Source organism: Caballeronia telluris, assembly GCF_001544495.1.
Classification (GTDB): domain Bacteria; phylum Pseudomonadota; class Gammaproteobacteria; order Burkholderiales; family Burkholderiaceae; genus Caballeronia; species Caballeronia telluris.
In genome coordinates, this window is sequence record NZ_FCNZ02000004.1 from 313,940 (window position 1) to 326,635 (window position 12,696).

12 protein-coding genes are annotated in these 12,696 nt (G+C 64.3%); 2 read left to right on the forward strand and 10 right to left on the reverse strand.

Annotated features, from left to right (window positions below):
* Positions 1–18: 18 nt before the first annotated feature.
* The 9 genes from AWB66_RS07865 to AWB66_RS07905 form a co-directional block, all read right to left on the reverse strand.
* Positions 19–1,938 carry a potassium transporter Kup gene (locus tag AWB66_RS07865; protein ID WP_087629707.1) on the reverse strand — a complete coding sequence of 640 codons (1,920 nt, stop codon included), beginning with the start codon at positions 1,936–1,938 and terminating at the stop codon, positions 19–21.
* A gap of 162 nt (positions 1,939–2,100) precedes the next feature.
* A complete protein-coding gene (locus AWB66_RS07870; protein WP_087629708.1) occupies positions 2,101–2,937 on the reverse strand; it encodes a shikimate dehydrogenase family protein in 837 nt (278 codons plus the stop codon).
* Positions 2,938–3,251: 314 nt separating this feature from the next.
* Positions 3,252–3,986, reverse strand: coding sequence for an ABC transporter ATP-binding protein (locus AWB66_RS07875; RefSeq protein ID WP_087629709.1), 735 nt, complete (start codon positions 3,984–3,986; stop codon positions 3,252–3,254).
* A gap of 128 nt (positions 3,987–4,114) precedes the next feature.
* Positions 4,115–6,043 (reverse strand): branched-chain amino acid ABC transporter ATP-binding protein/permease, encoded by a 1,929-nt coding sequence (locus tag AWB66_RS07880; RefSeq protein WP_087629710.1) that lies wholly within the window; start codon positions 6,041–6,043, stop codon positions 4,115–4,117.
* 7 nt (positions 6,044–6,050) lie between these two features.
* Positions 6,051–6,926: a branched-chain amino acid ABC transporter permease gene (locus AWB66_RS07885; RefSeq protein WP_087629758.1), complete on the reverse strand. Its 876-nt coding sequence runs from the start codon at positions 6,924–6,926 to the stop codon at positions 6,051–6,053.
* Positions 6,927–7,008: 82 nt separating this feature from the next.
* The gene (locus tag AWB66_RS07890; protein ID WP_087629711.1) at positions 7,009–8,223 is read right to left on the reverse strand and encodes an ABC transporter substrate-binding protein; all 1,215 of its coding nucleotides are present in this window, start codon (positions 8,221–8,223) and stop codon (positions 7,009–7,011) included.
* A 270-nt stretch (positions 8,224–8,493) separates the two neighbouring features.
* The gene (locus AWB66_RS07895; RefSeq protein WP_235021032.1) at positions 8,494–8,763 is read right to left on the reverse strand and encodes a DUF2934 domain-containing protein; all 270 of its coding nucleotides are present in this window, start codon (positions 8,761–8,763) and stop codon (positions 8,494–8,496) included.
* Between the two features lie 77 nt (positions 8,764–8,840).
* The gene (locus AWB66_RS07900; protein ID WP_087629713.1) at positions 8,841–9,557 is read right to left on the reverse strand and encodes an anti-sigma factor family protein; all 717 of its coding nucleotides are present in this window, start codon (positions 9,555–9,557) and stop codon (positions 8,841–8,843) included.
* Positions 9,547–10,203, reverse strand: coding sequence for an RNA polymerase sigma factor (locus AWB66_RS07905; RefSeq protein WP_087629714.1), 657 nt, complete (start codon positions 10,201–10,203; stop codon positions 9,547–9,549). Before AWB66_RS07905 ends, AWB66_RS07900 begins: the two co-directional genes overlap by 11 nt.
* Positions 10,204–10,456: 253 nt before the next feature.
* On the opposite strand from AWB66_RS07905, the gene AWB66_RS07910 reads away from it, so the two are divergent.
* Positions 10,457–11,425: a metallophosphoesterase family protein gene (locus tag AWB66_RS07910; RefSeq protein ID WP_087629715.1), complete on the forward strand. Its 969-nt coding sequence runs from the start codon at positions 10,457–10,459 to the stop codon at positions 11,423–11,425.
* Between the two features lie 2 nt (positions 11,426–11,427).
* Positions 11,428–11,784, forward strand: a complete 357-nt coding sequence (locus AWB66_RS07915; RefSeq protein WP_087629716.1) for a cupredoxin domain-containing protein — start codon at positions 11,428–11,430, stop codon at positions 11,782–11,784.
* Positions 11,785–11,791: 7 nt separating this feature from the next.
* Here the strand turns inward: AWB66_RS07915 and AWB66_RS07920 are convergent, their stop codons facing one another.
* Positions 11,792–12,562, reverse strand: a complete 771-nt coding sequence (locus AWB66_RS07920; protein WP_087629717.1) for a PP2C family protein-serine/threonine phosphatase — start codon at positions 12,560–12,562, stop codon at positions 11,792–11,794.
* Positions 12,563–12,696 lie beyond the last annotated feature (134 nt).

Sequence of the window (12,696 nt, forward strand, 5' to 3'; positions counted from 1 at the left end):
GTCAGTGGTCGGTCGCGTTCAGATCTCGACGCGCGCCCCGAGTTCGATCACGCGGTCGGCGGGCAGTTTCAGATAAGCAGCGACGTTGCCCACATTGTGCAGCATGACGGCAAAGAGCCGTTCACGCCAGAGCGCCATGCCCTTGCCCGGCGTCGGCACGACTGTCGCGCGGCTCAGGAACCACGAGATCTGCGTGCGATCGAACCGCACGCCCGACGATGCGCACGCTTCGAGCGCAGCGGGCAAATCGACTTCGTCCTTGAAGCCGTAAAGAACCGTCACCTGATAGCAGCCCTGTCCGAGCGCCTGCACCGACACGCGTTCGTTCGACGGAATCCACGGCACCTCGCTGTTCGCAACCGTCAGAAAGATCACGGTCTCATGCAGCACGCGGTTGTGAACGAGATTGTTCAAAAGCGAATGCGGCACGCCATGCGGATCGGCGTTCATGAAGATCGCGGTGCCTTCCACGCGCACCGGCGGCTTCGCCAGCAACGATGCGAGAAACGGCTTGAGCGGTGTCGTGCCCGCGCGCAGACGCGCTTCGGCCAGCATCATCTCCCAGCCGCGGCCCCACGTCGCCATGATCGTGAACATGACGAGGCCGATCGCGAGCGGGAACCAGCCGCCCTGCGCGATCTTCAACAGATTCGCGGAGAAGAACGTCGCATCGATCACGAAGAAAAAGGCCGTCGCGCATGCGCATAGCAGCCAGTTGTAGTGCCACGCGTAGCGAATCACGAAGAACGTCAGCACGGTCGTGATGAGCATCGTCCCCGTCACCGCGATGCCATAAGCGGAGCCGAGCGCGGTCGACGAACCGAACGCGAGCACCGCCCCGACCACGGCAACCAGTAGTGTCCAGTTGATGCCGGGCACATAGATCTGCCCGATCTCCTTGGCCGATGTGTACACCACGTTCATGCGCGGCAGGAAGCCGAGCTGCATCGCCTGCTTGGTCATCGAATAGGTGCCGGAGATCACGGCCTGCGATGCGATCACGGTCGCGACAGTCGACAGCCCGACCATCGGATAGAGCATCCATTGCGGAAAGAGTCGATAAAAAGGATTCTGCAGCGCGGACGGATCGGCGAGAAGTAGCGCGCCCTGCCCCAGATAGTTCAGCGCGAGCGCAGGAAAGACCATGCCGAACCAGGTCAGGCGGATCGGTCGCGCGCCGAAGTGACCCATGTCGGCATAGAGCGCCTCGGCACCCGTCAGCGAAAGCACGACCGCGCCGAGCGCGACGAACGCGAGCCAGCGGTGACGCATGCAAAACGCGAGACCCGCGAGCGGATCGAGTGCTTCCAGAATGCGGGGCGCGTCCGCGATATTCACGGCACCCGCGATCGCGAGGACGAAGAACCACACCACCATCACCGGCCCGAACACCGCGCCGATGCCGGCGGTGCCGTGCTTCTGCATCATGAAGAGCGCGATGAGCGCGATCAGCGTGATCGGAATGACGTAAGGCTTGAGAAGCGGCGTGGCGACTTCGAGTCCCTCGACTGCACTCAGCACGGAGATGGCTGGAGTGATCACGCCGTCGCCATAGAACAGCGCGGCGCCCATCACGCCGATGCCGAGCAGCACATGGCGCAGCCGCGGCCGGTTTGCGACCGACGAAGCCGCGAGCGCGAGCAACGCCATGATCCCGCCTTCGCCGTGATTGTTCGCGCGCAGGATCAGCGTCACGTACTTGAGCGACACGACGACGATGAGCGACCAGAAGATCAGCGACACGATGCCGATCACGTTGAGCGGTTCGAGCGGCAGTCCGTAGGCGGGATCGAATACTGTTTTGAGCGTGTACAACGGGCTCGTGCCGATGTCGCCGTAGACGATGCCGAGTGCCGCGAGCGCAAGACTCCAGAGGGCCGGATGATGCGGGGCCGGATGAGGGGAAGCGGGCGCGTCGCCCGATGCAGTCAATCCCATGATTCCTCCAGATTCACGCTACCGCGCGCTCGTTTATTCGACAGAGGATGAGAGCTGCTACTTGTGCATCAACGAAGTATAGGAACGGCCGCGCGCGCCGTGCAGAGTAAATGGGCCCGCATAGGTCGTGCTTCTATCGGCGGCGGCCGTTCGATGCGGCGGTCACGCGTATTTGATTTGCGAAACCGCGCGAAGCTCGTCGGGCGTCGCCGTGCCGAAGCCGAAAAACTCCAGGTACGCGGGGATCATCTCGAACAGCATGTCGGTGCCGACCTGCACCGTGCAGCCCTTCTCCTTCGCGGCGCGCAGCAACGGCGTGTACTCCGACTTCATCACCACTTCGCCAACGAACGTGCTCGGCGCGATGCGGTCGATATCGAACGGGAGCGGATCGTCTTCCTTCATGCCGAGCGGCGTCGCGTTGACGATCACGTCGAAGCCCGCCGGGTCTTTCGATCCGGTCGTGACGACGAGTTGCGAATAGTGGTCGCGCAGGCGGCCCGCGAGCGCTTCGACGGAAGCCGTGTTGGTATCGAAGAGCGCCATCTCCGCTACGCCGGCTGCGGCGAGCGATGCAGCAATTGCCGAGCCCACTCCGCCGCTGCCCACGACGAGCACGCGTGCGCCCTTGAGCGCGCGGCCCTTGCGCTCGATGCCGCGCACGAAGCCCGCGCCATCGAACTGGTCGCCGACGAGCTTGCCGTCCGCACGTTTGAGGATGGCGTTGCAAGCGCCCGCGATGCGGCCGGTGGGCGTCACTTCGTCGACGAGGCCGACGGTCGTGACCTTGTGCGGCATCGTGACGAGCGCACCCCGGATGTTGCTCAGGCGGAACAGCATCGGCAGGAAGGCCTCGTAGTCCTCGGGCTTGACCCCCATCGGCATCACGACTGCGTCGATGCCGTTCTTCTCGAACCACGGGTTGTAGATCATCGGCGCCTTGAACGCCTCGGTCGGGAATCCCAGATGGGCGATAAGCGTCGTCTTTCCGCTGATCATCGCAGCGCTCCTTTTTTCTAACGAGTTCCTGGATCAGGCCTTACGGTTCCGCTGCAAGCACGTCGACGGCCGACATCACCCTCATAGTGCGCCTGCCGGCGACCGCGCGCCAGCACCTGGAATCGCAGCGCCTGAATATGTACCAAATAGTACATTTTATTGCGAACGACGTCCATCACGATTACCCGCATTCAGCGTCTGCTGAACAAGAGTGGTTTTTGACAGCACGTGGGTGATGCGCGGCGGCACGCTGTTTCGTCCGATTAATCGGTGCGTGCCGCGATCTTGCGCAAGTTGGGGTCGACCGTTGGCGGTCAGTGGCTGGTGCCGAGGTAGGCGGCCTTCACCGAAGGATCGTTGCGTAGCTGTTCGGCCGGGCCGTGCGTGGCGATGCGGCCGTTTTCCAGCACGTAGCCATAGTCCGCGACGTTGAGCGCGGCGGCCGCGAACTGTTCGACGAGCAGCATCGTCACGCCTTCCTGCTTGAGCCTTGCGATGATGCGAAAGACTTCTTCGACGAGGATGGGAGCGAGGCCCATCGACGGTTCGTCGAGCAGCACGAGATCCGGGTTGAGCATGATGGCGCGTGCCATCGCGAGCATCTGCTGTTCGCCGCCCGAGAGCGTGCCGGCGAGTTGATGACGCCGTTCCTTGAGGCGCGGAAAGAGTTCGATGGCGCGTTCGAGGTCGGCGGCGACGTCGCCCTTCGGACGCGCCCAGGTCAGGCGCGGGAATGCGCCCAGGATGAGGTTGTCGGTGACCGACATGGTCGCGAAGACGCGCCGGCCTTCGGGCGAATGCGCGAGGCCCAGGCGCGCGATCTTGTGCGAGTCCATCGCGTCGATGCGTTTTGCGTCGCTGCCGACGCCCATGGTGATCTCGCCGTCGGTCGCCTTGATCATGCCGGAGATCGCGCGCATCGTCGTGGTCTTGCCGGCTCCGTTGGAGCCTATCAACGTGACTACCTGCGCCTTCGGCACGTCCATCGATATGCCATGCAGCACTTTTACCTTGCCGTAGCCGGCGTGCAGGTTTCTGATCGATAGCATTTTTTTCGGTTCTCTGTGTGGCGGTTTCGTCTTGCGGGAAACTTGGTTTCGCGTCGCTAAAAGACCGCTAAGAAAGCAAGTTCCATGGAGGCGCAGATACGGCAAACGGCGCGCGAGCGACAACCGCTCTACGCCGCCTGCCCCCCTAAATACGCCTCGATAACCTTCTCATCGGCCTGCACCTCGGCAGGCTTCCCTTCCGCGATTTTCTGCCCGAAGTCCAACACCGAGACCGTGTCGCAGACACTCATCACCACGTCCATGTGATGCTCGATGAGCACGAGCGTGATCCCGTGATTCCTTACCTTGCGAATGATCGCGATCAGCTCGCGGATATCGGGCGCCGTGAGCCCCGCCGCGGGCTCGTCGAGAAGGAGCAGTTGCGGATCGAGCGCGAGCGCCCGAGCGATCTCCAGGAGCCGCTGGCGTCCATAGGGGAGATTGCGCGCCTCCTCGGTCGCAACATCCTCGAGCCCGACGAAGCGCAGCAGGTTGAACGCGCGCTCCCGCGCGGCACGTTCTTCGCGCCGGTAGCGCCCGGTCATCAACCCGACATCGGCGAAATTGGATTTGAACGTGTGATGCAATCCGACCAGCACGTTCTCCAGCGCTGTCATCTCGCCGAACAACTGCACGTTCTGGAACGTCCGCGCAATGCCCGACAGCGCGATGTTCGCCGACGTCCGCCCCGCAATCGACTGACCGTCGTATTCGATCGCCCCCGCGCTCGGCACATAGATGCCCGTCAGCACGTTCATCATCGTGCTCTTGCCCGATCCGTTTGGCCCGATCAGACCGTGAATCGTGCCGCGCCGCACCGTCAGGTTCACGTCGTTGAGCGCCTTCAGGCCGCTGAACTGCATCAGGATGTTGCGCAATTCCAGGATGTTCTCGGCACCCTCGGGGCGCACCGCGAGCACCGCATCGGCCTGCGCGTCCTCGAGATCGGCGGGATCGATCTTCGTCACGCGCACGCGCCCGAGACTCAGGATCTTGCGCACGAAGCCGACAATGCCGTCCTGCAGGTAATACACGACCAACAGGATCATCAGGCCGAAGATGGTCAGGCGCCAGTCGGTCAGTGCATCGATCCAGTACGAAAAGATCGCGAGGCCCGCCGTGCCGATCACCGGAATCGCCACCTTCTTCGGCGTGCTGACGCGGCGCGCGAGCGCGATCACCGCGCCGATCACGACGACCGCTGCAAGCAACGTCGACACCGTGCGGAACATCGAGATGTCGTCGAGCAGTTTCGGCAGCAGCACGATGATCGTCGAGCCGAGCACCGCGCCCGTGCGCGTCTTGCGTCCGCCCATGATGATCGCGAGCAGGAACAGGATCGTCAGTTCGAAGTTGTAGGTGTTCGGCGAGATGTACTGCTCGGAATACGAATACAGACAGCCGGCAAGACCCGCGAAACCCGCGCTGATGACGAACGCATAAACCTTGTGGCGATACACCGACACGCCCATGCAGTCCGACGCGATCGGGCTGTCGCGCAGCGCCTCGAACGCGCGGCCCAGATGCGACTTCAGCACGCGATGCACGACCACCAGCGACACCACCAGCAGCACCGCGACGAGCCAGTAGTACTCGACTTCGTCCAGCCTGTGACCGGCGATCGTGGGCTTCGGAATCTTGAGGCCCATCGGTCCGTTGGTCAGGAAATCCATCTCGTTGATGAGGATCTGGATGATCGTGCCGAACGCGAGCGTGACCATCGCGAGATACGGGCCGGACACGCGCAGCGCAGGCAGCGCGAGAATGGCGCCGAAGCCCGCCGTCACCAGGATCGCGAGCGGCGCCGTGACGAAGAACGGCATGCCGAGCTTGATGAAGAGCACGCCCGCCGTATAAGCGCCGACGCCGAAGAGCCCCGCGTGCCCGAGCGACACCTGCCCCGTATAGCCCACCACGATGTCGAGACCGAACAACAGGATCGCGTAGATCATGATGGTCTCGACGAGATGGATGTAGTACGGATTACCCGACAGCACCGGGAATACCGCGAGTGCGACGAGCCCGACAGCACCCGCGACGATTTTCTTGATATTCACGGTAGCCTCAGACTTTCTTGATGGCGGTCTTGCCGAAGAGACCCGCCGGCTTCATCGCCAGCACGATTAGCAGGAGTACGAGTCCCGGCACGTCCTTGTAGCCGGTCGAAATATAGAAGCCGGTCGTCGTCTCGGCGATGCCGAGAATCATCCCGCCCACGATGATGCCCATGCCGCTCGACAGCCCGCCGATGATCGCCACCGCGAACGCCTTGAGGCCGAGCACCGCGCCCATCGTCGCGCCGGTCAGCGTGAGCGGCGCGATCAGCACGCCCGCGAATGCGGCCGTGAGCGACGAGAGCGCGTACGAGAACGTGATCACGAGTCCGGTATTGATGCCCATGAGCGAAGCGGCATCGCGGTCGTTCGCGGTCGCGACCACGGCCTTGCCGAAGATCGTCTTGCGGTTGAAGAACTCGACCGCGAGCATCATCACGAGTGCGCCGCCGACGACGAGCAGTTCCATCGGCAGCACGTTGGCGCCGAACACCTTGATCGGCGCTTCGGGCAACGGCGACGGAAAGCGCAGGTCGTCGCGGCCCCATACGTTTTCCGCGACGTTCTTGAAGATGATGCCGAGCGCGATCGTCGACATGATCCAGCCGAATTCGGATTTGATCTTGATCGCGGGCCGCACGCCGATGCGTTCGACGAACGCGCCTTGCGCCAGGCCGAAGAGGCATACGAGCGGAATCATCAGCCAGTAGTTGACGCCCAGCGAAACGAGCGTGAGGCCGACGAGCGCACCGAGCATCAGCGCATCGCCTTGCCCGAAGTTCAGCGTGCCGGACGTGGCAAACGTGAGTTGATAGCCGAACGCGATCACGGCATAGATCATGCCGAGCGCGATGCCGCTATAGACAAGCTGGAGAAGAATGGACATCGTCGGGCCGTCGAAGGGAACCATAAGGAAAAGCCGCCTTCGCCATCAGGCGAAAGCGGCTCCCGCGCACATGACCAACGTCTTAGTTGGATGCCGTCGTCTGCTTCGTGCGAAGCGTGCTGCCGCCCTTCTTGTCGGCGTCGTAGGCGTAGACCACGCGGCCGCCCTTTACTTCGCCGACTACCGGCACGTTCGGGCTGATCGCGTCGTGATCGCCGTGCGTGAACGGCTTGTCGTAGACCATCACGACACCTTCCACTTTCGAGTTCAGGTTTTCGAGCGCGGCGCGCACCTTCGCACCTTCGGTCGAACCGGCCTGCGTGATCGCCGCGGCGAGCAGGTAGATGGAGTCGTAGCCCTGCGCCGCCGACACCGGCGAATCGATGCGATCGTTCTTCGGCTTGAATTCCTTCAGGTACGCGTCGATGAACGTCTTGCGCTTCGCCGTGTTCGCTTCCTGGATGAAGGTCTGCGGCATGCGCGCACCTTCGCCGTTCGCGCCGGCGTTGTCGATGTAGTTCGCCATCGAAAGCGTCCAGCTGCCGACGAGCGGCACCTTCCAGCCGAGCTTCGCCATGCCGTTCGCGATCTGCGCGAGTTCCGGTCCGATGCCATATGTGAGCACGGCTTCGGCGCCCGCTTCCTTCGCCTTCAGCAACTGGGCCGTCATGTCGACGTCCTTGATGTTGAACTTCTCGACGGCCACCGGCTTCACGCCCTTCGCCGACAGCGCCTTCTCCAGATCCTCGCGGCCGAGCTGACCGTAGTTCGTGGAGTCGGCGAGAATCGCGACCTTCTTGAAGCCGCGCTTCGTGATCGCTTCCTCGACGATCATCGGCGCCTGGATGCGGTCAGGCGCTGCGTTGCGGAAGACATAGTTGTCAGGCTGGTCGTCGAACTGGCGCGTGATGATCGTGCCCGTCGCGACGTTGTTGAAGACCGGCACCTTCGCTTCCTGGAAGAAGCGCTGCGACGCGAGCGCGACACCGGTATTGATGTAGCCGACCACCGCGACGACCTTCTCCTTGTTGATCAGCTCCTGCGCGATCTGCACGCCGCGTTCGTTCTTCGCTTCGTCGTCGCGTTCGACGAGCACGATCGGCCGGCCAAGCACGCCGCCCGACTTGTTGATCTCGGCGGTCGCGAGACGCACGCCGTCACGCATGCTCACGCCCATCGACGAAGAGCCGCCGGTGAACGGGCCGTCGACGCCGATCTTGATCGGATCCGCCGCGTAGGCCGTGGCGAATGCGCCAAATGCGAGCGCACCCGCGATGAGCTTCAGTTTGATACCCATGATGTGTCTCCGTCGCATGAACCGTTTTTGCCGGACGGGATGCCTGTTCGTGGCGTGCCGCTGGCGCTTTTCTTTCCGAACGTTTGTGCATAACCGATCGGTGATCGAGTGTAGAAATTGTAAGGATCAGACAATATTCGGAGATACCCGAACGCATGCGCGCTGGCGCACATGAAAAAGCGGCGGGTTTGGCGAAAAACCCGCCGCTTTGTTGTGTCCGATGAAAGTGAGCGAAGCGTTCTTGTCGTTCGACCGCGCTGTCTTGTGTCTTCAGGTTTTTGTCATCGCTTCGCCGGCCGGGCCGGTGTCGCTCTGGTCTGCCGAAACCGGTTCGACATCGTCGCCGCCGAGATTCGCGCGCGCCTCTTCCCAAAACTCGTCGGCACGCCCTTCCGGGTTGCCCGCCGCTTCCCAAAGTTCATACGCTTTCCTGCGGATTGCTTCTTCCTTCGACATGTCGTCCATACGGGGCTCCAGGGAGTCGGTCAGACGGATGATTCGCTGCCCGCGCGCACCCTGACGATGCGTGCGTGCCGCCACGCCATCCGTTTGCGCTGCGGCCTCGCCATGTCAGCAATCACCATGCCGATGGCGAAACGTTTGCGCTATGTCTTCCGTCAGCGGCTTTCGTCCGTCTGAAGCGCCTGCGCGAACTGGCGCAGCACCGAACTCGATGCGTCGCTGACCGCCCAGTAGCTCATGCCGTCGCGATGCCAGTTCGCGAGCGCATAGCCATCGTCGGACTGCGTGACGGCCGTCGACGGTTTGCCCGCCGGCGCGTTCGCGGCATGGCTGCCGTCGGGAAACACGTAGACGTCGATCGGATGCTTCAGGTAGCGATACACCAGCACCGCGACCGGCCGATGCCCCACATAGTCGAGCCGCCCGCCGACGAGCGCGAAGCCCGGCTCGCGCGGATCGACGACCGGCGGCACATAGTCGATGCGTCCGTTGAACCACGGCTTGACGGTGTGCTTGTCGCTCGACAGCACGTCCATCGTGCGGTCCGAGATCAGCGCGCGCACATGGCTCGACACGACCTCCTGGGCGATGCCGTCGGACGGCGCGGGGCGCTGCAAGGTCAGGAACGCGGTGAACGCGAGCGCGCACAGTGCGCTGCCCGCCAACGTCCCGCCGACGAACGGACCGGACCATGTCGTCCATGCAGGCCAGCTCCAGCGCGAACGCTTGTCCGGACTCGCCCGCCGCGCGGGCGTCGCTTCGCTGCGCACACGCGCCACGATCTGCGCGCGCAGATGATCCGGTGCGCGCTGATACAGCGAGCCGTCGCGCAGCCGCGCGCCCAGCGAAACGATGTCGTTTTCATTGTCCATTGCTCGACTCCCCTGCGTCGGCTGATCCCAACGATGGCCTGCGCACGAGCCGCACGCCCGGCCGCTCGCCCGCACCGCCTTGCGCGGCGCGCACCGCGGCGGCAAGCAACGGCCGGCCGCGCGCGAGCCGCGACATCACCGTGCCGACGGGCACGCCGATCACCGATGCGACATCGCGATAACTCAGGTCCTCCAGTTCGCGCAGCACGAGCACTTCGCGGTAAGCGACCGGCAGCGCTTCCAGCGCGCGGTGAATCAGGTGCACTTCGTCGCGGCGCACGGCGAGCGTCTCAGGGTCGTTGCCCGACTCGTCGATCCAGCCGGGCAGCGGATCGTCGCCCTGCAGATCGTCGTCGTAGGACGTGCTGTCCGCCTTGTGCAGCCGGCGCCGCCATTCCGTGAACCACGTATTGCGCACGATGCGCAGCAGCCACGCCCGCGCGTTGCCGGCCTCTTCGCCTTCGAAGCTATCGAAGAAGCGGAATGCGCGCAGAAACGCTTCCTGCACGACATCGTCGGCGTCGCTCGGACTGCCCGTCAGCCAGCGCGCAAGGTTGTACGCGGCGTCCAGATGCGGAAGCAGCGTCGCCTCGAAGCGCGTTGGCGCATCGCGGGCGTCCTGTTTGGCGGATCTCTGATGCCACATCGCGCGGCTCTCCTTTCGTATGACGCCGCCGTGTTGCCGCCGCGCCGTCTCTGCTTCCAAAGACTGACGCCGCCCGCGGTTTATTCCCGCTTTCGCCCGCCGATGCAAAAAATATAGATGGAATAAGCGCGCGGCGCCGCGGGTTCGATGGACGAATGCCGCGCGGGCCTCGCCCGACAGCGGCTCGTTCGTTCACGCAACCGGCAGCGGCGCATCGCGATGACAACGCCGCAGCCTTTTCGAGGAGACCGCAATGACCGCTTCCACCAATTCGACCAATTCGACCGATCACGACCTGAGCGCACACGGCCAGCGCCGCCGCACGGCGCTCTCATGCATGGCGTGGGCGGGCGCCGGGGTCGTCTGGACGCTTTCCGGCGGCGTGCCCGGTTCGCGCTTGTTCAACAGCGCCGAGGCCGCGCAGACCGACAGCCGCGCGTTCAGCTTCATCCAGATCAGCGACAGCCACATCGGCTTTGCGAAGGACCCGAACATGGAGCCCGCGAGCACGCTCGCCGACGCCGTCGCGAAAGTGCGCGCGATGCCGCAGCGTCCCGCGTTCATGATCCACACCGGCGACATCACGCATCTCTCGAAGCCCGCCGAGTTCGATACGGCCGCGCAGATCATCGACGGCGCCGGGCTCGACGTGCATTACGTGCCCGGCGAGCACGACGTGCTGGTCGACGAAGGCGCGCCCTACTTCGAGCGCTTCGCGAAGAGCAACGGCGGCACGAAGTGGTACAGCTTCGACCAGGGCGGCGTGCATTTCATCGGGCTCGTCAACGTGATCGACCTGAAGGGCGGCGGCCTCGGCTTTCTCGGCGACGCGCAACTCGACTGGCTCAGGCGCGATCTCGAAGGCCGTGCGAGCAGCACGCCGATCGTCGTGTTCGCGCACATTCCGTTGTGGTCGCTGTATCCGCAATGGGGCTGGGGCACCGACGACAGCGCCCGCGCGCTCGCGCTGATGCAGCGCTTCGGCTCGGTGACGGTGCTGAACGGCCACGTCCATCAGGTCGCGCAGAAGGTGGAAGGCACGATGAGCTTCTACTCGGCGATGTCGACGGCGTTCCCGCAGCCCGCGCCGGGCGCGGCCGCCGGCCCCGGGCCGATGAAGGTGCCCGCCGAGCGCCTGCGTTCGATGCTCGGATTGCGCTCCGTGAACTACATCGCGCAACGCGGCGAACTCGCCATCGTCGATACGACCCTCGGAGCCTGATCATGAACGAGTCACGCAGACACGCCGCCCTGACCCTCTTCGCGCTCGCCGCGATCGCCGCAAGCCCGCTCGCGCGATCCGCCAATTCCAATGCCAAACCCGATGCCAACGACGCGACGATCCACATCGACAACTTCGCGTTCAGCCCGCAGACCCTGCGGGTGGCGGCGGGCACGAAGGTGACCTGGGTGAATCGCGACGACATGATCCACACCATCGTCGACGAGAACAAGAGCGCGTTCAAATCGACGCCGATGGACACGGACCAGAGCTTCTCGTTCGTGTTCTCGAAGCCGGGGACATACCGTTACTTCTGCTCGATTCATCCGCAGATGACAGGGACGGTAGTGGTGGAATGACGCGGCCTCAGACCGCCGGATTCAACTGCGTCTTCTCCGATCCGAACAGGTCCTGCGCATGCACGACCACCGCCGAGATGTTGTCGCGCCCGCCGCGCGCGAGCGCGAGTTCGACGAGCCGCGCGGCCGCCCGCTCGCAATCGCCGGTGGCGAGCTCGCTCAGGATCTCCTGCTCGCTCACTTCGTTGGAGAGACCGTCGCTGCACAACAGGAAGGTGTCGCCGTCGTTCAGGTCGACGGCGTCTTCGTCCAGTTGCAGCGAATCAGTCGCGCCGACCGCGCGCGTGATCAGGTGCTGCGCCGGATGATGCAGCGCTTCCTCGGCGGTGAGCTGGCCCCGTGCCTTCAGTTCCTCGACGTGACTGTGGTCGCGCGTGAGCTGGCGCAGGCGCCCGTCGCGGCACAGATAGATGCGGCTGTCGCCGGCCCACAGATAGCCGCAGCAGCGCTCGCGCGCCAGCAGCAAGACGACGGTGCTGCCGATGCGCTGCACTTGCCGCCGCGCCGCTTCCATGCGCAACTGGCCGTTCACGTGCACGAGGCGCTCGCGCGCATCGGCGACGACGCTCGCGAGGCCGTCGGGCGCCCTGACGCCCGCGAGGCTCTCGATCACGAGACGGCTCGCCAGATCGCCGACGGCATGGCCGCCCATGCCGTCGGCGACAGCCCACAGGCCGCGCGCCGGCTCGTCGAGCAAGGCGTCCTCGTTGATCTGCCGCACGCGTCCCGCGTCCGTGCGAGCGGCCGATGTCCATCGAAACTCAGTGGTCATGGTCACGACACCCTCTGCGATCTTCCGATCATCAATACTGCGTTGATCCGATGCGGCGCGGCGGCACTCGCGGTGCCGTTCAATTGTGCACCCGCGCGCCGTGCCTCGCGTGGCAAATCGAGCAGGTCTCGCTCGCGCGG